The organism is Klebsiella sp. JB_Kp004, assembly GCF_040065795.1.
GTDB classification, from domain to species: domain Bacteria; phylum Pseudomonadota; class Gammaproteobacteria; order Enterobacterales; family Enterobacteriaceae; genus Klebsiella; species Klebsiella quasipneumoniae.
In genome coordinates, this window is record NZ_JBEAKW010000010.1 from 41,681 (window position 1) to 64,449 (window position 22,769).

Here is a 22,769-nt window from a genome sequence, read left to right on the forward strand (position 1 = left end):
CCTTATAGTATAAAGTTAGAATATATGTTATTTATTTTTCAATGACTTAAGATACTTTGCACTTGGTTTTGATTCCAAATCACTTCGGAATAAACCGAAGTTATGCTCATTATTCTGACAATCGTTGCCATCATTTATGAGATCATACCACCAAATACCTTTTATATTAGGAAAATTATTAGCATACGAGTAATATTTATATAAATATTTCCCCACGGTATCTTCAGAAAGGTGTGGATACTTACATGTGCTAGGATAACCCACCTCAGTAATATAAAGTGGTATATCTTCCGTTCTATTTGCTATTTTCTTTAATACTAATTGTTCCCTATAAATTGAATCAATATTATTCTTCGGCTCCCTATCTTTATTAGACATAAAACTATAAGGATGGATAGATAGACCATTTACATAATTCAAAACACCTAATCTGACAATTTTTTCGCCCCAGGTGCGATCATTCCCAATGATATTAAATGAACCAGCAATAATATTAGCTTCAGGATTAACTGCCTTTATCTTCTTAGATACGGCTTTAACTAACTCAACATACTCTTCAGCTGAAAATATATTATATTTATTTTCCTTATTCCGGCTCCACTCATTCCAAATTTCAAAAATGTATTGCTTTCCCTTAAACTTAGATGCAACCCACGCGGCATAATTTGAAAAAGCTTCAATCTGGGTTTCATTTCTGGGTATCCCATCCCCGTACAATTTATTCCCATGATTGAGAATAATCACTGTCGTTATATTATTATTTGCTGCTTCTAATATTAAATCTTCTGTTTTCCTATTTGGTACCTCATATTTCCCCTTTTCTTTTTCAGACCAGTCCCAATAGTAATCAGTTCTGATAGAGTTTATACCATATGAATTTAGAAGTGATACGATCTGTGATGCTGGTATATTGTTTGTATAAGGATGAACAGCAACACCAGTGTAGTCAACAGCAAGAGCAGTAGATAAGGATGATAGATACAACAAACTAAAAATAATACTCTTTATTTTCTTCATGATTTCCATCACCTTAATATTTTAGATAGATATCAAACTAATTATTAAAAGCTCAGTCTTTTCAAAAAAGTCAGGATTGTTAAAAAGTAATCTTTTGAAAACCTATAGACATTCATTATTACTGATGATCTCTTTACTGTATTCTTTAGAGATACAACAAAAGATTTTTTTTCTATATATCTTTTAGAAGCATCTAATCGGCCAGCTTCTAAATTACTATTAGAAAGATCAATTGGATGATTTACGAAATTTGAGATATAGATTGCGCTATATAATTGTTCATCTTTAAAATATCCCCATTCATCAGCTAAAAAATATTTACTTTCAAAAAGCTGAATGGTTTTTTCTGCGAAATCACTACTTACGATATAACTACAAGCCCTGATAACATTTATCTCGCTTTTCATTACACGATAAAAAGTTTGGCCTCCAATATTTTTTTTGAACCAAAAACTCTTTGCAATATATTTCGATTTATCAATACCATCTTGACCACCGAGAATAAAAACATCATTCCTATTATTTTTTAGATCTTCAGTATTAATAGATTCGATGAATTGAATAAATCTCGGGCCAAGAATCACGTCATCTTCCAAGATACATGCAGCCTCGAGTTTATTGTCAATAATATATTTAAATGCTTTCAAATGACTCAGAGTACAACCAATTTCTGATGGGATCACTAATCGCTTTTTTCTTTTTTCGACTTGATGTATTGGTAGAGATTGTAAATATTGATAGTCTAGCTCTTTACCTAAAACGGCATCTATAAAAACATAGTATTGCTCATATCCCTTTAATATTTGTAGCAATTTTTCACGTCTTTCAATATCTTTTTTAAGCGATATTATAAGAACTTTTATCATAAAGTTGTCTCATCCATCTAAATCAATGCATATAATATTAAGATTTCGATATTATTAATAGATTTTATTCTTACGATTATTTTTTATATTTTGAAAAAAATCTTTCTATCTTTTTCATTGCATGATCATTCTCTGATAATGAGACACCTAAATACCCTAATATTTTAGATCTTATTTTTGCTATTATCTTTATAACTCCAATATGGTTAGTATGATATACATTCATTGAGTTTAAACTATTGCTCGCATGCTGAATTTCACGAACATCATTTAACGCTTCGGTACATACACAAACAGAATTCCCAGATAATTCAAATAATTTACTAATCCATAAATCATCTGTTCTTGGACAAATTTCTTTATATTTATTTATACCAATAAGGTCATTTCTTATCTGCCTTTTTTGGAAAACAGCCCCACCAACACCAGTTATTATATAATCTGATTTTATTATAGTATCTTTACTACAGACAGGATACATATTATAGCTTTGTGCTTTTTTCAATACGTTATATTTTTTTATTCTTACTCTAGATGCAACAACGTATTTCCCATCATATTTTTTAAATTTGGTGATAAGTTTCTCCAACCAATATCTTCCGTAAATAACATCATCATCGGCATAGACAATAATATCAGATTCTACAGTAGTTTCCTGTAATATTGGCATGAACTTTCTATATGGCCCTGTATTATCTACATATCTTATTTTTAAGATATTATTAAACTTATTAAAATAAGATATCCAATCAGGCTCTATTTCAATTCCATTATCGGCCATAAATGATGTTCTTGAGACCCACAAATTGATCGCATCAGGAGTCAATGACTGATTTATAAATGACCAGATTGTCGCAGAACACAAATCTAATCTCTCACTTGTTGTTGTTAAATTTATAGAAATCTTCACAGCAGACATACGTAACTTCCCCTACGCATATTTTCAAGATATATTTGATAATTTATTAAACTATCCGAGTAAATTGTTGTACCATGGATATGAGTACCAAATATAAAATGGATCCACTCCATACCCATTATAAAAAGGCCCTAACGTTAAAAATTTATATACACTGTAGAGACAAATAACACCTCTTAATGGTCCTGAGACTTTATATAAGGTCATAAAGACTAAAACACCTAAAATATAATTTGTCATCGGCATCATAATCCTATCAGCTGCAAAAGGTATTGGCATAAGCGCTATATAGGAAAGAGTTCCATATCTCAACAATGATTTATACTTGTCATGTTCTTTCTCTTTGGAAAAGAAAAAAAATGACAATATAAATAGCGGCACTAGAAATTTCCAGTATGCTGAAACATCAAGGCCATCTATTGTTGTCGTTTGATAGAAATTGAACTTATATGTTGCTGCTGCTAATAAATTATATTTTAAAATAATATCCATTACGGAAATAAATGCTACAGATGCTAATATTAATGTAGCCAACATGCAATTTTTCATATATTTTTTGCCATATAAATAAATGCAAAAAATTATAACTATTGGTATTGCTGATGTATGAAATATTGCAGCAACTCCCGTAAATAACACTCCTTTTAACCATTTCCTTGAATCAAAAAAAGCTAATGCCCATAAAATAAATACTGTGGAACAAGTCTGTCGCATTAACTGGCTTTGTACTGAGAGTATGAAAAAACATAAAGCACATGCTGCACACAGCGATTTCTTTTCGAACACTACTTTTTTAAATAAATAGACTTCAACCCAAAGATAGTACGCAAAGAAATTAATGGCAGTGATTATATAAAAGAAAATGTAGTAGTCACCATTAGTAACTAAGGGAGAAAATAGCTTAAAATAGACTGGCAGTCCAAATTCAATTCCTCCAGTATAGTATGGTGCAAAAACATCCCCGCCATGTGCAATTATTGAATATGTTGGTAAATACGTATTGTAAAAATCATCGGCTGTACTAAAACCAATAACGCGTGATGAGTAAATAGCACTCCCGGCAAGAACAGCAACAGTTCCAATCATAACCCTAAGAGGAGTCTCAGCTATATTAATTAATGCTAGTAATATTATTGCAAGATAAAAGGCAAGTAACGGCGATGCGATAGCACATGCAATAAGAAGAAATACTGAACTGAACGAAATAACGAGAGGACTTTGATTTTTTCTTAATAAATATTCATCAGTCATAATATTTAGCCATTAAAAACGTCGTTTAATGATTTTGAGTTCATTTAATAATAGTCCCATAGAGTTCTTGTTTTATCAAAAAAACTTACAAAACAACCTAGTAAATAAGGTAAGGTCATTGACCTTACCTTAAGACTGATATCATTTATTCTTATCTGTATACGAGTAATCGTGGTAGGTATAGCCGTAACTATAATAGCTACTTGCTTTTTTCACAATTCCATTCAATATACAGCCTCTGATTGTTACACCATTTTGCTCAAAACGTTTAAGACTCACCTCAAGCTCTTTCGCTGTATTTACCTCACATCTGGCCACCAGTAAATTAGTTCCTGAGTAGCGTCCAATAATGGCAGCATCAGTAACAGCCAATATCGGCGGCGTGTCGATAATGACTAATTCGTAGTTTTTTGAAGCCCATTCAATAAAGTCTTTGAATCTTGGATGCATTAATAATTCGGCTGGATTTGGTGGTATCTGTCCGCGAGAAATAAAGTCAAATCCTGCAGTTGCAACCGACTTTGTTGCATTCGCAAACTCAATTTTTCCGGATAAGATATCCGATAAACCATTCTCAGGTTGATAATTAAACATTTTGTGAGTATAACCACGGCGCATATCGGCATCAACAAACAATACCTTCTTACCAGTTTGTGAAATGACTGCCGCTAAATTACTACTAACAAAAGTTTTACCCACACCTGGACTGGCTCCCGAAAACATTAGTACATTATTTTGAGCTTCCAACATAGCGAAATGTAAACTTGTACGCAAACTACGAATAGCTTCTATGGCTAAATCAGCTGGATTTTCCAACGCAAGAAAACCACCATTATCATTCTTATTACGTCTACGCCCCTGCTCAATCTTTTTACTCAACCATTCAGATACAGGTATACTTGCATATACATTAAGACCAATATCTTCAATTGCTTCTGGAGATTCAATACCTCGGCGTAAAAATACCCGAAGCAAGACTAAGCCTACAGAAACACATCCACCGAATACGATTCCAATTAATACAATCAAGATTTTCTTTGGTTTGACCGGTTTCGTATCAGCTACTGCATCATCAATAATCCTAACGTTTCCAATCGCGCTAGATTTTGAAATATTCAACTCTTGCTGTCTATTCAACAACTGCATATATATTGCACGACCAGATTCAACATCTCGACTAAGACGTAACACAACTTGCTGAGTACCAGGCATTTTTGCTACTCTTTGATTTAATCTCTCTTTCTCTTGCTTAAGAGTTTCTTTTTTCTCAATCAAAGCTTTATATGTAGGATGCTCTCTTGTAAATAGTTGTGATATCTCTGATTCTCTGAAAGTAAGCTCATTTAATTGATTATCTACATTGACTATTTGATCCAAAGCAGACTTTGCCTCTAATGACAGATCAACAGAATCTTGCTGCCTTCTATAGTTATTTAATTTATCCTCAGCAATATCAAGTTCCTCTCTAACCTTAGGTAACTGAGAATTAAGAAATTCAAGACTTTTTGCATCTTGTGCCGCTTCTCTAGATATATTTTGAGCTAAATAATTACCCGCGATATTATTTAAAACAGAGACAATAAAATCAGGGTCGCTTCCATTCAACGTTAAGTTTAGTATTCCAGTATCCTTACCTTGATCAAAAACGGAAAATACATTTTGCAGGTTCTGTATTGCTTCTAAGTTAGTAAGGTATTTAATGTTAAATTGAGTACCTACTTCTGCATCAATATTCTCGACCATCAAAGTGGCATATTTTGAGCTTAGTAATACACCAACTTTACCATCTAAGCTAAAACCATCCCCACTAATAGAATATGTACCTGGCCCAGTTACTGTCAAAAGCATTTCAGGATTGCCATCATCAATTGGTGGCATATATATTCTATTAATACTAATTTTACTTGGTGTTTCTCCAAAAACTCGGGACAAAGCTCGTCCAATTAATGGGAAATGTTTTTCCTTTACATCAGCCTGTAAATTTAAGTCATTAACCGTTTTACCCAAAATCATTCGCGACTGCAACAATGCTACTTCTGGTGCTGTAGGGGGTTGACTGTTTGGTAACATCTGACTTAAATTACTAAGGATCGCATTACCCTGTTTTTGCTCGACTTGAATCAATGCATTAGCTTGGTAGATAGGCGTTGCACATATTACGTATAGCAATGCTACTAATGTAAACAAAGCCGTCACTGCACAAATTAATTTTCTGTGATCGATTAGCTCACCAATTAAGCGACCTAAATCAATCTCAGTCGAAATCTCTTTTTTTTCTTTACTAGATATTACTGATGACATGAATTAATTCCTAATAATTATCCAACAAGCTTTTTTACCCAGCTATCACAGGCTTGTTCAATAAGTTGGTAGACAAATTCGAAAGCGTCGAGGCTTTGCCTATATGGATCAGGAATTTCTTTCTGCCCCAACCAATGCCCAAGTAACATTGTTTTCCCCCTGACTTCTGGAGCCATATGAGTGATTTTATCAAGATGTTTTTTATCCATGACGAGAATCAAATCATATTTCCTACCTAATTCTGGTGTAAATTGAACACCTTTGTGTCCTTTAAGAGAAACCCCATGCTTCTCTGCAATTTGAATTGCCGATGGATCAGCTGGGTTATCAACTAAAGCACCAACACCTGCCGAACTAATTCTTTTTTCAGGCAATACTTTTTGCAATATTCGTTCACCTATAGGTGAGCGGCAGATATTTCCCGTGCAGACTACCAAAATTGAATCAAACATGATTATGGCCAGTCCTTGATGAATTTTGCGGTTTCAGTCATATCATGCACACCTGTAATGGTTGGAACTAACTGAGATATAACACGATTCCAACGTACAAGAGGAGCAGTAGTAACATATACAATGTCATAAGGTTGTAACTGGAACTCCGTTCCCAGAACCATAGCTGAAGCATCCTTAGCATTTAATTGATAAATATTGGCAATTTTACCCTGCTTATCACCTTTCAACTGGCGAATGACAAATACACCTGTTGCGTCACTGAATGCTTGCGACATACCTTCAGCATTGCCTAATGCTTCGGCAAGCGTCATCCCACTACGATCCATCTTCATTGTGCTCTGTTTACCAACTTCTCCCATAACGAACACTTTTAGATCGTCATTTCGTGGAACAAATAGAATATCCCCTGGGTACAGCAAGCGGTTTTCTGTCAAATCACCTTTCTGCATAAGGGCATATAGCGAGATTTTGGTGTCCTTACCATTATGCGTCAGCACCACATTACGCCAGTCAGCGTCTTCTGATAAGCCACCTGCAGCATTGATTGCATCCATTACAGTCAACGGAATATTCGTAATCGGTTGCTGTCCTGATTTAGCAACTTCCCCAGTCACATAGGCTTTTTGCGAGCGGAATGCAGCAATACTCACGTCAACCTGTGGGCTTTCAATATAAGTGGTCAAACGGCTGGCTATATCCTGGCGTACCTGGCTAAGCGTTTTCCCCGCGACCTGCACCTTCCCGATATAAGGATAGAAAATGGTGCCATCTGAGTTCACCCAGTTACCGGTGTCGCTGGCGCTACGGTACTGGCCTGCAGGCGTTGTCAGTTCCGGGTGATCCCATACCGTAACCATCAACACATCGCCAACTCCAATGCGATATTCATAACTTCTGAGTAAATTATCAAGCTGTGGGTTTGGACGAGCCAGTACACTTTCAGGGCGAAGCTGATCGATCAGCCCCGGCGTCATCGGATATACATTAACCAGTTTATCCAGATCGTAATCGCTATCCGGAAGCTCAACCACGTTCTTCCGCAGACTGTTTAATCCCTGTCCGGGGATAATGGTACAACCCGATAAAAACCCAATTGCCAACGCTAATGCCGAAAATCTAACAAGTTTTTTCTTCATAATGTCACATCATCAGTAAATCAAAATTTGCCAATTCCTGAGCAGCTGTCATAGCCGTTGCTTCCCTGCCGGCTTATGGAGAGAGAAAAGCTGACTGCATCCTGCAGCGCTACCACCCTATCTCCCCTGTTTTCAGCATTCAGCCTTATAAACTAAACGGTATTTCTATCCCTGCGCTGGCCCCAACGTCATCGCTGTCGCTGTTGTTAGCGTTGGTGTACCACAGTGAAGTATTCAAACGTACCGACTGATAAACATCCCCGCTCCAGCCAAGCTGTACACCTTTTAGTGTATCCGCATGAGGGAATGCTTTGTTGATCGACTGATTCTCCGGGTTAACTTTGGCGTATACCAGACGCGTGCTCCAACGTTGGTTATCTTCAGTAATCAGCTCAATCTTCCCGGCAAAGAGTTGCCCGTCCCCGCCCATGGCATCTCCCAATGGATATCCCTGTTGGTAATAACCATCCTTGTAGATATGATGCGTGTAAATATAATCAGTGCGGCTCATATTAGATCTTGTATCGTGTGCCTCAATGTACCAGTTTACCGCATCCTTACCCCAACCGTGATGCCCTTCCACCCCACCAAGGAATGTATTTGCTGAAGGAAGGAAACCAGCTTCATCTTCACCGATCATCTGCCCGTAGAAACTTACCGGCCAGCCGAGAGTTGGTTCGAGTTTAAACTTAAAGTCAAAGCCAGCCAGCTGGTTTCCCGGCTCATTATCGGTACCGGTATTATCCTGCCCAGTAAAACCATCCCAGAAGCTGCTAAAGGATTGCGGTCGCCCTTCCCCTCCCCACTGCATTATCCGCGATGCGCCTAATTCCAATGACTGGAACGGCGTAAAGGTGAAACGACCGCCGATAATTTTAGTGTGTGGGACAGCAGTGTACTGATTCATCTGGCTGGCAGATATCTGGTACTGCCATGGGCCCACCCAGCGCAGCCACCAGGTCTCTGGTGCGGACTGCTCGGCTCTCTGCATTAAAAAGCCGGTCATCGGCCGCATGGCATCCCCACGGATCAGGCTGCCTTCATAGCCCGGCCCCCACCACTGCGGTACCTGGCCAAAGGAGAGCCACTGGTTCCAGAACTTCACTGCGCCATAGGCGCCGTTGGCGTTGAAGCGCGATCCGTTGCTGATCCGCTCTCCCCCTTCGACGTTACCCTGAAGGTGGACATCCCACCACTCGCCGCTATTGTTAAACGCCAGGCCTAACGAGTTATCTGCCGGCTGCGTCTGGGCAAACCCCTGCGGGGTGCCCGGCTGGTCGGTCGAGGTATAACCTGTGACCCGGAAATCGGCTTTTAAAGCAGACAGTCGCTGGTTGATACGGGCCAGAACTACTTGCTCAGAAGAATAGGACGGTTTGGCCTTTTTTAGCGCCCGGGCGATCTCTTCCTGACTCAGCGGCCAGGTCGACAGGCTCAGATGGATGACCCCGCGATCGGAAAGCCAGGCAAGGTCGTTTCGCAGATCGTTATCATTTACTACTAACCCGGCCGCGTAAGCCTGGGCTCCCAGTGAGGAAAGCAAACCCAACGTCACGGCAATGCGCGCAATTTTTATCATTGTACAAGATCCATTTTCAGCCCCGCTGTCGTATCTCAATGAGAATGAGGGGAATAGCAAGATAGAAAGCGCTCGCGGCACCAGCTGACTTCACTGTGCAACACCGGCGAGGCAAGTACAGTTACCCTAAGCTGCTCGTACCCCTTATCACATCCACCCAGCTCACAATGTAGGCGAATTTTACCGTACAGGCTATCGATGTGATCGGAAAGTTGGTGTACAGGTGATATCAGCAGCTGCGCCTGACCTCTTTATGAGGATATCTGATGAGCATGATTGATATCTTTGGCGCTGATCACCCAGAGTATGTCGATTTTTATAGCCGTTCAAAGAACGGTGTTTTGTGTTGCAGCAGGTGGTTTCAGCTACGCTACCGCCCCTGGCTTAACAGCTACCAGCGCACTGACTACCTGAACGGCGTATTTAATCGGCCTGTAGGTGATAAATTGGTCAGGCCTTTATTTTTGCGGCGTTAAGTTTACGGGATTTCGGTCACAATTGGGAGTCTTGCTGCCGGATATCTGCCAATTAATCCCATCCGCTGTTTTATTGGCGAAAAATAAGCGGCTCGCCAATAAAGATTATTTATCGCTCTTAACTACCAAACATCTGCCTGGCGCAGCTATGCCGGCACAGGTAAAGATAACTATTTGTAAAAAAAGAACTTTTCTATCACGCCCACGTCATTTCAAAATCAGATGATGATGCTACAGTCAACTACAATTTCTAATAGTTTCTCGCTGCTGGGTTATTCATCCAACGTGGAACAGGTGCTTTCTGAACGCATTTAAGAAACGTCTGACCACGGCTATATCCACGCAAGTTGACAATAGCAATGTAGTAGCACTTCATTATTTCATAAATATGAATTATCAATTGACTGGCATATAGTAGATTATTTTCTTATTTGTCTAATTAACCGGCGAAAACTTAATTTCCCCTGTAAAACAAATGGCGATTACCAGGCCTGCTTGTGCAGCTCGGTACGCGTAAAGGGTTTGTCCAACGGCCCTACTGTGGTGGCGATTTGCCCCAGCAGGGACTGAGTCGGGGCTTTATTGCCGCTATGTAACAGGATAAGCGGAACCATCACCAGGCACGCGACGCCGCCCCAGGAAATACTCACGCTTTCCGAATGGGTGGTACGTTTTTGCAGCGACAGGAACAAAGCGCTGCCGGCAGCGCCCAGCAGCAGGCCAGCTATCACTTCCGAGACGGAATGCGCATGGATGACCAGTCGTGAATACCCCACCACTGCGGCTAAAACATAGCCTGTGGCGACCGCTGCTCTTTGCACACCCGCCGAAAAACGGGCGCTAAGCAGCCATAAGAAGATAGGCCAGAAGGCCGCGGAGAGCGCTGAGTGGCCGCTGAAGCCGGTGTAATCCAGCTCACGAATACCCAGTCCCCAGCCCATAAAGGCCAGTTTGGAGGCGCAGACGATGGCGCCGGTGATGCCGAACAGCAAACTCCACTGCCACGCCAGCAACCGCGACGTTTTACGCAGCATCAGGACAATAAACAGCGCCGCTGCGCTGGGCAGCAAAACGGTGCTATCGCCAAAAAATGAGATGAGTTGCCAGTTCATATACCTGTGATCCTTCGATGATGTCCACTGCCGTGCTCAGGGATTATCCATAATGTCTGTACCAGCTCGCATGCCAATTCATTTCACATTTTTATGCATGCAAGTGAGATGTTTAAAGCGGAAACATGATCGCAGTCAAGTTTTATTTTTGGCTGACGTTGACCGCTTTCCCTGCACTTTAGGAATTGTCGCACTAAGTGACTATTCATAAAGCATTATTGCCGCTACTCCGACCATTGCACCACAGAGGCCCGAGACAAACTACCAGAAGTCTCCGAAGCCATACTTTTCTTTACAATCGTTATAACATTCACGTTATGAATAAATTCTGCATAACGTTATGAGCGGCAGGACCGATGTTCAGAACCTGCCGCCCGGTCTCAGGCTGGCGTTCAGGCCAGCAGTTTTTTAATGCTTTCGCGGAATTTGGTGCCTTCTTTCAGGTTACGCATTCCGTAAGTGACGAAGGCCTGCATATAGCCCATTTTCTTACCGCAGTCATAGCTTTCGCCGGTCATCAGCATCGCGTCGACGGACTGCTTCTTCGCCAGCTCGGCAATGGCGTCGGTCAGCTGGATGCGCCCCCAGGCGCCCGGCTCGGTGCGCTCCAGTTCGGCCCAGATATCTGCCGACAGCACGTAGCGGCCCACCGCCATCAGGTCGGAGTCCAGAGTCTGCGGTTCGTCCGGTTTTTCAATAAACTCGACGATACGTGCGACCTGCCCTTCCGCCACCATCGGCTCTTTGGTCTGGATCACGGAGTATTCGGAGAGATCCCCCGGCATGCGTTTCGCCAGCACCTGGCTGCGGCCGGTCTCGTTAAAGCGGGCGACCATAGCGGCGAGGTTATAGCGCAGCGGGTCAGCGGTGCCGCCGTCGAGGATGATATCCGGCAGCACCACCACAAACGGGTTATCCCCGACGACCGGACGGGCGCAGAGAATGGAGTGGCCCAGACCCAGCGGCTGCGCCTGGCGCACGTTCATGATAGTTACGCCAGGCGGACAAATGGCCTGGACTTCCGCTAACAGCTGGCGCTTCACGCGTTGCTCAAGCAGGGCTTCCAGCTCGTAGGAGGTATCAAAGTGGTTTTCCACCGCGTTCTTCGAGGAGTGCGTCACCAGAACAATCTCTTTGATCCCGGCGGCGACGATTTCGTCAACAATGTACTGAATCATTGGCTTATCAACGATCGGCAGCATCTCCTTTGGGATTGCCTTTGTGGCCGGCAGCATATGCATGCCTAGTCCTGCGACCGGAATAACCGCTTTCAAATTCGCCATATTCATCTTCACCTGTTTGGTTGCAAAACACGCGGTTTTGCAAAATTGTACATGTCACAAATCCATTGAAACTGATAATACACGGATACTGCCCGGGCATCTGCCCGCCAAATTCTTAAATTCACTGTCACGTAAAAGAATACACATAACTCCCTTTTACCAACAGTTAGAAGTGAGAATAATCTTATTCTCGATCAGGTTATTCAGCGGTGTGTTTCTCTGCGCCGTGCAATGTGGCCGAGATCCCCATCCCCCGGCCGCGCCAGGACGCCAGGGCTGCCGTGCCGCACCTATGCCCGCAAAGAATAGGTATAGATAATAAATTTATCCAGGTAATATATTTCAGCATTTACCGCTGGACAGGTCGCTATACAAGCCATAATCGGCGGAATAAAACCAGGAGCCGCCCTATTCTGCGCCCCTTTATGAGCTGAATTATGCCGATTTTGCGAGGAATTTCGCTCTTCCCCCATGGCGTGGGCATCACCTCTCGCTGCGATGAGCGGTGGCACAGCGCCGCTTTTGCGCCCTGGCGGAAACCCAGCGGCAGACGTTCTGATATTGGCCCGCTTATTCCAGGGCAACCGCCATGGTGTTATTTTTTCACTGTTCTTTACCGGAACATAATTCTTATCGGTTCGCTTAATCTGCTGGAAATATATCCACCCGTGGCAGGGCGCTATCCGCGTCGTTATTGCATTTTATACTCATCTTATCCATGATCGGGGTAACACATACCGCAGTCGTACAGGTTTTAATACATATGGAATGGATTGCCGATCCGTCAATCTGGGCAGGTCTCGTCACGCTGGTCGTTATCGAACTGGTGTTAGGTATCGATAACCTGGTCTTTATCGCTATCCTCGCTGAGAAGCTCCCGCCCGCCCAGCGCGACCGCGCGCGGATCACTGGCCTGATGCTGGCGATGGTGATGCGTCTCCTGCTGCTGGCCTCTATCTCCTGGCTCGTCACCCTGACCAAACCGCTAATTGTTTTTCACGACTTCAGCTTCAGCGCCCGCGATTTAATTATGCTGTTCGGCGGCTTGTTCCTGCTGTTTAAAGCAACCGTCGAGCTTAATGAGCGGCTGGAGGGAAAAGACAGCGATAATCCCACCCAACGCAGAGGGGCCAAATTCTGGGCCGTGGTGGCGCAGATCGTGGTGCTCGACGCTATCTTCTCGCTCGACTCGGTGATCACCGCGGTCGGCATGGTTGACCACCTGGCGGTGATGATGGCCGCCGTAATCATCGCTATCAGCCTGATGCTGATGGCCAGCAAGGCGCTGACGCGCTTCGTTAACAGCCACCCGACCATCGTGATCCTCTGTCTGAGTTTCCTGCTGATGATCGGCTTCAGTCTGATTGCTGAAGGCTTCAGCTTTATTATTCCGAAAGGCTATTTATATGCGGCAATTGGCTTCTCGGTGATGATTGAAGCCCTTAACCAGCTGGCGCTGTTTAACCGCCGTCGTTTTCTCTCCGCCAATATGACGCTGCGTCAGCGCACTACCGAGGCGGTAATGAATCTTTTGAGCGGGCAGAAAGAAAAAGCTGAACTGGATGCTGACACGGCGTCGCTTGTCGCCGATCAGGACCATCATCCGCTGTTTAATCCGCAGGAACGGCTGATGATTGAGCGGGTGCTGAACCTGAATCAGCGCAGCGTCAGCAGTATTATGACCTCCCGCCATGATATCGAGCGCATCGATCTCAGCGCGCCGGAGGAAGAGATCCGCAGCCTGGTGGAAAAAAATCAGCACACCCGCCTGGTGGTCACCGGCGGAAAGGATAATGAAGACCTGCTGGGGGTGGTGCATGTTATCGACCTGCTCCAGCAGTCCCTGCGCCAGGAGCCGCTGGATCTGCAGGCGCTGGTGCGCCAGCCGCTGGTCTTTCCGGAGGGGTTACCGCTCCTCTCCGCCCTTGAGCAGTTTCGTCAGGCCCGCACCCATTTTGCCTTTGTGGTGGATGAGTTTGGCTCCGTCGAGGGGATTGTGACCCTGAGCGACGTGATGGAGACCATTGCCGGTAATCTGCCCAACGAGGTGGAGGAGATCGACGCCCGGCACGATATTCAGCACCATCCGGACGGTTCGTGGACGGTCAACGGTCATATGCCGCTGGAGGATCTGGTGCAGTATGTTCCGCTGCCGCTGGATGATAAACGTGAGTACCACACTGTTGCCGGTCTGCTTATGGAGTATCTGCAGCATGTGCCGCAGGTGGGAGAAACCCTTGAGATTGACGGTTATACCCTGCGCACGCTGCAGGTCGACAGCCATCGGGTGCAAAAGGTGCAGATCGTTCCGCCGGCAAAGCAGGATGAGCTGGATTATGAGGTGTAATCGTCAGGCATAAAACGGCCCGGGGTATCCCGGGCGGTGGGACGGCTAATCAAACCCATGCCTGATGGCGCTTCGCTTATCAGGCCTACGGGATGGCGACACAAACCGGGGGATAACCCCTGCCGCACAACCCAGGCGGGGTCAGGCGTAGCCGCCACCCGGCATCAATGTGACATCACACCTGGACGACATGCTCACAGCCCGGTAGTCCCGGGCTGCTGGTCTGGACGATTACAGCTTATCGAGCAGCTTTTTGGCGTCTTTGCTCTCTTTGCTGCCTTTATTACGTTCGACCCAGTCGTTGAGGCGCTGCTTCGCTTCATCCTGCAGCTGTTTACGCAGGATCTGGTCCACCTGCAGGCTGTAGCTCAGCGACTGCCAGTCGCCGTAGATGCGCAGCGGGATGGCGGTCTGCTTCAGGCGGTCGATAAGCTTGCCCTCGCCTTTCCAGCCGCCGAGCACGCGCACGTTAAAGCGCATATCGCAGTTCTCTTTCTGCAGATCGAGCTGTCCTTCGCCGGTCATCGCCATCACGTCGGACTGCCCCTGCACGCGGTTCAGCGTCACCAGCCCGTTATCCAGCGTCAGCTGGCTGCTCACGGCATCCAGCCGGGTGGCGTTGTCGTAATTTTCCTGTGCCCGGACGTTGGTGCTGCGCTCCACGGCCTGCTGCACCAGCTGCTGGAAGTTAAGCCCTTCGGTACGGGTATCCGTCATCTGGATCTGCGCCTGGCCCTGCCAGCGACGGCGGAAATCATCCGCGTCAATGCGCGCTCCGGAAAACTCGCCGGTCAGCGACAGCTTGCCGGTCAGGCTTAAGGAATAGTTGAAGGCTTTGATCAGCGAACCGATCTCCACGTTCTGCAGCGCCGGCTGGAACGTCGCCTGCGGCGTGTCGCCGCGGGCATCAAGGGTGCCGGGGAGGGAAAGCTGGCCGCCGTCGAGGTTGCCCTGCATTTTGCTGACCGTCAGCAGCCCCTGCTGATTGCTGATCTCGCTCTGCACCTGGGTGAAGTTCAGGCCGCGCCACTGCAGCTGGTCGGCGCTCAGGGCCATCCGGCCGGTAAAGCCGCGCAGGCTCTGGTAATCTTCGCGCTCATCGCTGTCGGCGATCACCGGACGCAGCGGGCGCGTCTGGCTCTGGCCCTGCTGGCTGGCGCTGCTGTCGGTCGCCGGCGAAGAGGACGCCAGCAGACTGTCGAGATTCAGGGTGGTGGCGTGCAGATCCAATGACCAGTCCGGGCGCTCTCCCAGCACCACGCTGCCGTTGCCGGTGAGGGTGCTGCCGCTGGCCATCAGGTTCAGATTATCAAAGCGCAGGGTCTTGCTATCTTCCTGCCAGCTGGCCTGCAGGCTCCCCTGACCATTGATGCCGTCGGGGGGCAGCTCGGCGCCGCGCAGCTGCCAGCTGAGCTGGCTAAAGTCGGCTTTTAACGAATGCGGATAGTCGCCGCCCTGCACGGTGGCGGAGAAGTTCAGCGCCAGGTCGCGCTGGTCGCGGTTGACGCGGCCGGAGAAATCGACGGTGGCCCGGTGGTTCTCATCCTGCTCCATCTGCAGGCGGATATCGCGCACCGTCACCTGCTCGCCGTTTTCATGCTGGAAGAAGAGCACGCTGTCGGCCACCTGCAGCTGGCGCACGTCGTAGGACCATCCGCGGTCCTCCGGGGCCAGCGGCAGGATGTTGTCATGCGGCACCACTGGCGCGGCGCTGTCGCGAACCGCCTCGGTTTTCGGGGTCAGCTGGATCACCGCCCCCTTGAGCATCACCTGCTTCACCTGCAGCTGATGCGAAAGCAGCGGCAGCAGCGCCACGTCGAGGCGCATGTTGTCGGCGCGGATCACCGGCTCTTCAGCGCCTCTGGCGGTCAGCGTCATGCGCCCGCTGAGAATGCTGAGCTGCGGCCAGACGTGCCAGCGCAGCGGGCCATCGAGTTCAAGCTGATAACCGCTGCGCTCTGCCACCTCATGCACCATATAGGCGCGAAAATCGTTGGGATTGACCAGCAATACCAACGAGGTAAGCCCGGCGACAATGACCGCCAGCAGGATCATCAGCGTTGTCAGTATTCGTCTCATGGCACCCTCAGCAACACCCCGTTGACGTTATCAATCCTTGTCGATTCGGCTCGCCACCGCGCCCTGCTGGTCGCGATATTTGGCGTCTTCACGGCGGTTATATGGCCGGGCCGCCGGGCCCGATAATGGTTCAAAGCTCAGCGCGCCGATGGGCATCCCCGGGCGCAGCGCCAGCGGCAGCTTGCCGGAGTTGTAGAATTCCAGCACGATGCAGCCGGACCAGCCCGGGTCGATGCGGTGCGCGGTCACGTGCACCATCAGCCCCAGGCGCGCCAGCGAGGAGCGCCCGTCAAGCCAGCCCACCAGGTCGGCAGGCAGGGTGACCGACTCATAGGTCACCGCCAGCGCCAGTTCGCCCGGATGCAGGAAAAAGGCCTCCCCTTCCGGCAGAACGATCTCTTCGCTCATCACGCGGTCCAGCGCGGCGCTCACCTCCGCCTTCGGGCCGCTTAAATCGATAAACGGCGCCGTGTGGCCGCGGAAGGTGCGGAATTTATTACCCAGCCGTACATCAACCGTCGCGCCATTAATACGCTCAACGGGCGGGCGCGGATTGATGGCCAGTCGCCCTTCATCCAACCAGGCTTCGATATCTCGGTCACACAGACGCATGGGCTTTCTCCTTATAAGGCTGCTTCCCGCACGCTTCGCGGCGGAGAGGGCAACAGGGCTACTCTTTGCACGTTACACAATTCGGCCAGGTTATTCAAAGAACTGACTGATTTTGGCCTTCAGAATATCAATCGCGATGCGGTTTTTGCCGCCGCGCGGCACGATGATGTCGGCATACTGCTTCGACGGCTCAATAAACTGCAGGAACATCGGGCGCACGGTCTTCTGATACTGGGCCATCACCGAGTCCATGGAGCGGCCGCGCTCGTTAACGTCGCGCTTAATGCGGCGCATCAGGCAAATATCGAGCGGGGTGTCGACGAAAATAGAGAAGTTGAGCTCGTTACGCAGGCGCGCATCGGTCAGCAGCAGGATCCCTTCAAGAATAATCACCTTCTTCGGCTCGACGTGAATGGTGTTCGGCGTGCGGGTATGCTCGACGTAGCTGTAGACCGGCAGTTCAATCGGCTGGCCGCTTTTCAGCATCTGCAGGTGCTGGAACAACAGACTGTGGTCCATTGAGCTCGGGTGGTCATAGTTAGTTTTGACACGCTCTTCCATCGACAGATGACTTTGATCTTTGTAATAGCTGTCTTCCGGAATGACGCCAATATGTTCGTCGCCAACTTGTTCACGCAATTCGCGATAGAGAGTACTGGCAATAAGACTTTTGCCAGAAGCCGATGCGCCGGCGATGCCTACAATGACGCACTGATGGGACATATCAGTCATAAATTTTTGCGACCTGATTAACCTGGATAGAGATGGAGGGTGGCGGCGGACCGCCAAACGCGGCAATTATAGGGATTTCAGCGTCCCGATACCAGTGGTATGCGCCCCGGACGGCTATTCCGCCGCCGGCGCCCAGTCATCGGTATACCAGATATGCAACAGCGCATAAGATCGCATCGGCTGCCAGCGGCGAGCATAGCGGGCGATGGCGGCCGGGGTCATTCCCGGAAAGCGCTGTTTAATCAGGTAGTCGTCCGGCAAAAAGATATCCTTCGCCTGCCAGCCGCGCAGGGCAAAATAACTGGCCGTCCAGCGGCCAATCCCGGGCAAAGTCTGCAATTGACGCAGCCCGGCGTCGATATCCGCCGGCGCGGTCAGGGGCAGCTCGCCGCTGAGCGCCGCCCGGGCGAGGTGGATCAGCGCCTCCGCGCGGCGAAGCGGCATCCCCAGCGCCTTCAGCGCCTGCGGATCGGCCCGGGAAAGCGCCTCCGGCGTGGGGAATAAAACATAGCCGGGGGCATCCGCCAGCGGTTCGCCCCAGCCGGCCGCCACTTTGGCGGTGAGCCGGGCGGCCATCGCCACGCTCACCAGCTGGCCGAGCACCGCGCGCACCGCCTGTTCGAAAGCGTCCAGCGCCCCGGGCAGGCGCAGCCCCGGCCGCGCCTGCGCCAGGTCGCCCAGCGTACGAGCGACCTGCTGCGGGTCGCAGGCCAGATCAAACAGCTGGCCAATTCGCGCATAGCAGATCTCCGCCACCGGCTGCAGCCCCGGGGAGAGCGTCACCCGCAGGCCCTGCGCCTCCTCGTCCGGCGCCAGATGAATCAGCCCGCCGTGGCCTGCTACGCGAAAGCTGCGGCTGTAGCCTCCGTCATGAAAACGCTCGACGCCGGCGACTGCGCGCGCCTGCAGAAAACCAACCATCCACCCCCAGTCGTAGGGCGGGGTCCAGGGTAACAACACCATAAGCTCTCCTTTATATAGCGTTTCAATGATAGTCGCCCTTCACCGTCAGCGCCTTGCTTTTAAATTCCGGTTGTCGGCATGACGGCGATCCGCTAAAGTCGCCCCCCTTCTTCACCGGCATGGGGATTTTGCAGACGATGTTTATTGGTTTTGACTACGGCACCGCCAACTGTTCGGTGGCCGTGATGCGGGAAAACAAGCCCCAGCTGTTGACGCTGGAAAACGGCAGCGCGCTGCTGCCCTCCATGCTCTGCGCGCCGACGCGCGAAGCGGTCAGCGAGTGGCTCTATCGCCATCACGAGGTGCCGACCCACAGCGACGAAAACCAGGCGCTGCTGCGCCGGGCCATCGCCGCCAACCGCGACGAAGACATCGAGGTGCTGCGCAACAGCGTGCAGTTCGGCCTCGCCTCCCTGCATCAGTATGTTGAAGATCCAGAAGAGGTCTACTTCGTCAAATCGCCAAAGTCCTTCCTCGGCGCCAGCGGCCTCAAGCCGCAGCAGGTGGCCCTGTTTGAAGACCTGGTCTGCGCCATGATGTTGCACATCAAGCTGCAGGCGGAAAGCCAGCTGCCCGAGCAGATCGACCAGGCGGTGATAGGCCGGCCGATCAACTTCCAGGGCCTCGGCGGCGACGAGGCCAACGCCCAGGCGCAGGGGATCCTTGAGCGGGCCGCCCTCCGCGCCGGTTTCCGCGATGTGGTCTTCCAGTTTGAACCGGTGGCCGCCGGGCTGGATTTCGAAGCCACCCTCAGTGAAGAGAAGCGGGTGCTGGTCGTCGATATCGGCGGCGGGACCACCGACTGCTCCCTGCTGCTGATGGGCCCGCAGTGGCGGGAGCGCGCCGACCGCCAGCAGAGCCTGCTCGGCCACAGCGGCTGCCGCATCGGCGGTAACGACCTCGATATTGCCCTGGCCTTCAAATGCCTGATGCCCCTGCTCGGCATGGGCGGCGAAACGGAGAAAGGCACCGCGCTGCCGATCCTTCCGTGGTGGAACGCGGTGGCGATCAACGACGTCCCGGCGCAGAGCGACTTCTACAGCACCGCCAATGGCCGTCTGCTTAATGACCTGCTGCGCAGCGCCCGGGATGCCGATAAAGTGGCCCTGCTGCTGAAGGTCTGGCGTCAGCGCCTGAGCTATCGTCTGGTGCGCAGCGCCGAAGAGAGCAAAATCGCCCTCTCCAGCGCGGACAGCGTCGAGACCGCGCTGCCGTTTATTCAGGACGAGCTGGCCACCGCCATCGCCCGGCAGGGGCTGGAAGCGGCGCTGGATCAGCCGCTGAGCCGCATTATGGAACAGGTGCAGCTTGCCCTCGACAGCAGCCAGACCACCCCGGACGTGATCTATCTGACCGGCGGTAGCGCCCGCTCACCGCTGATCAAAAAGGCGCTGGCAGCCAAGCTCCCGGGTATTCCGCTGGCCGGTGGCGATGATTTTGGCTCAGTAACCGCCGGGCTGGCCCGCTGGGCGCAGGTGGTTTTCCGCTAGCCCTTGCCCGGCGCTGCCGCGCAGCAGGTCTGTCCTGATCGCGGCGCTGCAGATTACGCTGGAATATTCCTGGTCTCCCACGCAAAATGGCCTGTTCGTCCGGACAGGCCTGTCCACTTTCCTCCGCTTCCGGGGGCGTATTATCCATACCGTAGCCAGTCGTCTGCGGTCAGTAATCTTTGCATGCCGCAAGGGGGCGTGATTGAAAAGGGTGTCTGCGATCTTCGCAGCGGTCCGGCGTTGCCGGCCGCGGTTCCTGGCAGGCTGGCTGGTCAGCTGCGGATTGCTCTTGCTGCTGATCGCCCCGCAGGCGCAGTCGGCGCCCCGACAACTGGGAACAGATATCCCCGTCGAATGGTACGCGGACGACAGCGGCCAGATGACCATCGATCGCTTTGCCGACCTGCCCGTGGACCAGCTCGCCACCACCCGGCAAATCCCCTCTTTCGGCTATTCACGCAAAACCCTGTGGCTGCGCAGCGAGCTGCCGGGTGATTGGTTTGCCGGCGAGTCGCGCTGGCTGCAGATTGGTCCCTCTTTCGTCGACCACCTGACTCTCTATTACCGGCCACTGGGCAGCGACGCGCCGTGGACCGCACGGACCTTTGGCGACCGTGACATCGCCCGGGAGAGCGATCTCCACTATCGGGAAAGCGTGCTGATCCTCCCTCCGCCGCCCACCGCCGCCGGCTATGAGATGGTCTTTCGCCTGCAGAGCACCAGCACCCTGATCCTGCTGGCCTCCCTCTCTTCTCCGCAGGCCTATCTGCAGCGGGCCACCGCCGACACCGCCTTCTGGAGCTTCTATTTTGGCCTCGCGGCGGTCGCCAGCGGCGTGGCGCTGTGGCTGGCCCTGGCCCTGCGCCGGCGTCTGCTGTGGGGCATCTGCTTCTTCTCGCTCAATTATCCGCTGGTAGCCGCCCTGCACGGCTTCCCGGAGTGGTTTTTCGGCCACGCCGCGCTGCCCTTCCAGGACTTTATGATCAGCAGCCTCTCCCTGTTCAGCTATGCCACCGCCCTGTGGCTGCACAGCGAGATATTTGATTTGAAGAAAAATATGCCGCGGCTTTACCGGCTGCTGATCGCCGCCGTGGCGCTCAACCTGCTGCTGCAGGTCAGCATTCCGCTGGGGTTTTACGGCCTCGCCATGCAGATTGAAGGGGTGATCTTTATCATTATCACTCCGGTGCTGCTGTTCACCTCCTGGTGGCTGTGGCGCAAAAAAGCTATCGACCGCAACACCCTCCTGCTGGGGCTCCTGCCGCCGTTTTATGTCGCCGCCGCGGTGCTGGTGCAGCTGTCGATCCACGGTATTATCCCGTTTCATATGGCGATCTATTCCCTCTGGCAGTATGCGCTGATCGTCCACATCATTACGGTGCTGATCATTGCCATCCTGCGGGTGCGCGCTGAAAACCGCCAGCTGGAGCAGAAGCAGCGCCTGGCGCGCGAGCTGCAGATCGAGCGCGAGGCCAGCTTCCACCAGCGGCAGTTTATGGGCATGGTGGCGCATGAATTCCGCACCCCGCTGGCGGTGATCCAGGCCGCGCTGGAGAATCTCCGCCTCTCGGCGGCGTCGGACAGCCAGGAGGCGCGCTTCGATCGCATCGGCCGCGCCGCCACCCGTCTGGTGCAGCTCACCGATAACTGCCTCGCCGACGCCCGCCTCGCTTCCCACGATCTGCACGTCGACCGCCAGCAGACCGCCCTGCTGACGGTGATCACTATGGCGGCCTCGGTAGTGGCTATCTCCCACGACCATTACCTGAACATTCGCCATCACGGCGCGGTGGAAAGCCCGCAGCTACAGGCCGACGCCGGCCTGCTGTGCATCGCCATCGCCAACCTGCTGGATAACGCGGTCAAGTATTCGCCGCCGGGCGAAATCACCATCGATATTCACGCCGATGCCGGGCAAACAGAGCTGCGCATTCGCGACTACGGTCCTGGACTCCCCGCCGGGCAGGCGGAACTGATCTTTGAGCGCTATCGGCGCGGAGAACATACGTCGCCAGTGCCGGGCGGCACCGGTCTAGGACTGTATGTTGCGCGCCAGATCGTGCAGGCTCATGATGGCAAACTGTGGCTGGCCGAGCATGGCCCGGACGGCTGCACCTTTATTCTCACCCTCCCCACGGTTGCTTAAGAGGA

At 50.2% G+C, this 22,769-nt stretch carries 17 protein-coding genes and 1 pseudogene; 4 read left to right on the forward strand and 14 right to left on the reverse strand.

Annotation, left to right across the window (positions count from 1 at the left end; genetic code table 11):
- Window positions 1–27 precede the first annotated feature (27 nt).
- The 8 genes from ABLX76_RS11980 to ABLX76_RS12015 form a co-directional block, all read right to left on the reverse strand.
- Window positions 28–1,017 carry a cellulase family glycosylhydrolase gene (locus ABLX76_RS11980; protein WP_167878786.1) on the reverse strand — a complete coding sequence of 330 codons (990 nt, stop codon included), beginning with the start codon at window positions 1,015–1,017 and terminating at the stop codon, window positions 28–30.
- Window positions 1,018–1,061: 44 nt separating this feature from the next.
- Window positions 1,062–1,883, reverse strand: a complete 822-nt coding sequence (locus tag ABLX76_RS11985; protein WP_348874551.1) for a glycosyltransferase family 25 protein — start codon at window positions 1,881–1,883, stop codon at window positions 1,062–1,064.
- Between the two features lie 76 nt (window positions 1,884–1,959).
- The gene (locus tag ABLX76_RS11990) at window positions 1,960–2,802 is read right to left on the reverse strand and encodes a glycosyltransferase (protein ID WP_077268358.1); all 843 of its coding nucleotides are present in this window, start codon (window positions 2,800–2,802) and stop codon (window positions 1,960–1,962) included.
- A gap of 51 nt (window positions 2,803–2,853) precedes the next feature.
- On the reverse strand, window positions 2,854–4,053 hold the full coding sequence (locus ABLX76_RS11995; RefSeq protein WP_117070432.1) for an EpsG family protein: 1,200 nt from the start codon (window positions 4,051–4,053) through the stop codon (window positions 2,854–2,856).
- 141 nt (window positions 4,054–4,194) lie between these two features.
- Entirely contained in the window at window positions 4,195–6,354 is a 2,160-nt protein-coding gene (locus ABLX76_RS12000) for a polysaccharide biosynthesis tyrosine autokinase (RefSeq protein WP_088883776.1), read from the reverse strand.
- A 17-nt stretch (window positions 6,355–6,371) separates the two neighbouring features.
- The gene (locus ABLX76_RS12005) at window positions 6,372–6,806 is read right to left on the reverse strand and encodes a protein tyrosine phosphatase (RefSeq protein WP_270932818.1); all 435 of its coding nucleotides are present in this window, start codon (window positions 6,804–6,806) and stop codon (window positions 6,372–6,374) included.
- A 2-nt stretch (window positions 6,807–6,808) separates the two neighbouring features.
- A complete protein-coding gene (locus tag ABLX76_RS12010; protein ID WP_262839892.1) occupies window positions 6,809–7,945 on the reverse strand; it encodes a polysaccharide export protein in 1,137 nt (378 codons plus the stop codon).
- Window positions 7,946–8,090: 145 nt separating this feature from the next.
- A complete protein-coding gene (locus ABLX76_RS12015; protein WP_117129385.1) occupies window positions 8,091–9,524 on the reverse strand; it encodes a capsule assembly Wzi family protein in 1,434 nt (477 codons plus the stop codon).
- A gap of 266 nt (window positions 9,525–9,790) precedes the next feature.
- Here ABLX76_RS12015 and ABLX76_RS12020 point away from each other — a divergent pair, with 266 nt between their 5' ends.
- Complete coding sequence (locus ABLX76_RS12020; RefSeq protein ID WP_163583746.1) at window positions 9,791–10,000, forward strand: hypothetical protein; 210 nt, start codon at window positions 9,791–9,793, stop codon at window positions 9,998–10,000.
- Window positions 10,001–10,482: 482 nt separating this feature from the next.
- Here ABLX76_RS12020 and ABLX76_RS12025 read toward each other — a convergent pair whose 3' ends face one another.
- Window positions 10,483–11,112, reverse strand: coding sequence for a phosphatase PAP2 family protein (locus ABLX76_RS12025; protein WP_348874554.1), 630 nt, complete (start codon window positions 11,110–11,112; stop codon window positions 10,483–10,485).
- Window positions 11,113–11,472: 360 nt separating this feature from the next.
- A pseudogene (galF, locus tag ABLX76_RS12030) lies at window positions 11,473–12,401 on the reverse strand (GalU regulator GalF).
- A 757-nt stretch (window positions 12,402–13,158) separates the two neighbouring features.
- Here galF and ABLX76_RS12035 point away from each other — a divergent pair.
- Window positions 13,159–14,742 (forward strand): TerC family protein, encoded by a 1,584-nt coding sequence (locus tag ABLX76_RS12035; RefSeq protein WP_085551316.1) that lies wholly within the window; start codon window positions 13,159–13,161, stop codon window positions 14,740–14,742.
- Between the two features lie 231 nt (window positions 14,743–14,973).
- Here ABLX76_RS12035 and asmA read toward each other — a convergent pair whose 3' ends face one another.
- The 4 genes from asmA to alkA all read right to left on the reverse strand — a co-directional run bounded on the left by asmA (window position 14,974) and on the right by alkA (window position 19,128).
- The gene (asmA, locus tag ABLX76_RS12040) at window positions 14,974–16,821 is read right to left on the reverse strand and encodes an outer membrane assembly protein AsmA (protein ID WP_348874556.1); all 1,848 of its coding nucleotides are present in this window, start codon (window positions 16,819–16,821) and stop codon (window positions 14,974–14,976) included.
- 30 nt (window positions 16,822–16,851) lie between these two features.
- Window positions 16,852–17,433: a dCTP deaminase gene (gene dcd / locus ABLX76_RS12045; RefSeq protein WP_004151145.1), complete on the reverse strand. Its 582-nt coding sequence runs from the start codon at window positions 17,431–17,433 to the stop codon at window positions 16,852–16,854.
- A 90-nt stretch (window positions 17,434–17,523) separates the two neighbouring features.
- A complete protein-coding gene (gene udk, locus ABLX76_RS12050) occupies window positions 17,524–18,165 on the reverse strand; it encodes a uridine kinase (protein WP_002912442.1) in 642 nt (213 codons plus the stop codon).
- A gap of 114 nt (window positions 18,166–18,279) precedes the next feature.
- The gene (alkA, locus tag ABLX76_RS12055; RefSeq protein WP_072420686.1) at window positions 18,280–19,128 is read right to left on the reverse strand and encodes a DNA-3-methyladenine glycosylase 2; all 849 of its coding nucleotides are present in this window, start codon (window positions 19,126–19,128) and stop codon (window positions 18,280–18,282) included.
- A gap of 137 nt (window positions 19,129–19,265) precedes the next feature.
- On the opposite strand from alkA, the gene yegD reads away from it, so the two are divergent.
- Window positions 19,266–20,618, forward strand: coding sequence for a molecular chaperone (yegD, locus tag ABLX76_RS12060; RefSeq protein ID WP_023290387.1), 1,353 nt, complete (start codon window positions 19,266–19,268; stop codon window positions 20,616–20,618).
- A 289-nt stretch (window positions 20,619–20,907) separates the two neighbouring features.
- On the forward strand, window positions 20,908–22,764 hold the full coding sequence (locus ABLX76_RS12065; protein WP_101992260.1) for a sensor histidine kinase: 1,857 nt from the start codon (window positions 20,908–20,910) through the stop codon (window positions 22,762–22,764).
- Window positions 22,765–22,769 lie beyond the last annotated feature (5 nt).

Coding starts and splice junctions, on each gene's coding strand:
- ABLX76_RS11980 (WP_167878786.1), bottom strand. CDS start 1,017: ATGAAGAAAATAAAGAGTATTATTTTTAGTTTGTTGTATCTATCATCC.
- ABLX76_RS11990 (WP_077268358.1), bottom strand. CDS start 2,802: ATGTCTGCTGTGAAGATTTCTATAAATTTAACAACAACAAGTGAGAGA.
- ABLX76_RS12025 (WP_348874554.1), bottom strand. CDS start 11,112: ATGAACTGGCAACTCATCTCATTTTTTGGCGATAGCACCGTTTTGCTG.
- ABLX76_RS12000 (WP_088883776.1), bottom strand. CDS start 6,354: ATGTCATCAGTAATATCTAGTAAAGAAAAAAAAGAGATTTCGACTGAG.
- ABLX76_RS12010 (WP_262839892.1), bottom strand. CDS start 7,945: ATGAAGAAAAAACTTGTTAGATTTTCGGCATTAGCGTTGGCAATTGGG.
- ABLX76_RS11985 (WP_348874551.1), bottom strand. CDS start 1,883: ATGATAAAAGTTCTTATAATATCGCTTAAAAAAGATATTGAAAGACGT.
- dcd (WP_004151145.1), bottom strand. CDS start 17,433: ATGCGTCTGTGTGACCGAGATATCGAAGCCTGGTTGGATGAAGGGCGA.
- ABLX76_RS12020 (WP_163583746.1), top strand. CDS start 9,791: ATGAGCATGATTGATATCTTTGGCGCTGATCACCCAGAGTATGTCGAT.
- yegD (WP_023290387.1), top strand. CDS start 19,266: ATGTTTATTGGTTTTGACTACGGCACCGCCAACTGTTCGGTGGCCGTG.
- asmA (WP_348874556.1), bottom strand. CDS start 16,821: ATGAGACGAATACTGACAACGCTGATGATCCTGCTGGCGGTCATTGTC.
- ABLX76_RS12005 (WP_270932818.1), bottom strand. CDS start 6,806: ATGTTTGATTCAATTTTGGTAGTCTGCACGGGAAATATCTGCCGCTCA.
- alkA (WP_072420686.1), bottom strand. CDS start 19,128: ATGGTGTTGTTACCCTGGACCCCGCCCTACGACTGGGGGTGGATGGTT.
- ABLX76_RS12015 (WP_117129385.1), bottom strand. CDS start 9,524: ATGATAAAAATTGCGCGCATTGCCGTGACGTTGGGTTTGCTTTCCTCA.
- udk (WP_002912442.1), bottom strand. CDS start 18,165: ATGACTGATATGTCCCATCAGTGCGTCATTGTAGGCATCGCCGGCGCA.
- ABLX76_RS11995 (WP_117070432.1), bottom strand. CDS start 4,053: ATGACTGATGAATATTTATTAAGAAAAAATCAAAGTCCTCTCGTTATT.
- ABLX76_RS12035 (WP_085551316.1), top strand. CDS start 13,159: ATGGAATGGATTGCCGATCCGTCAATCTGGGCAGGTCTCGTCACGCTG.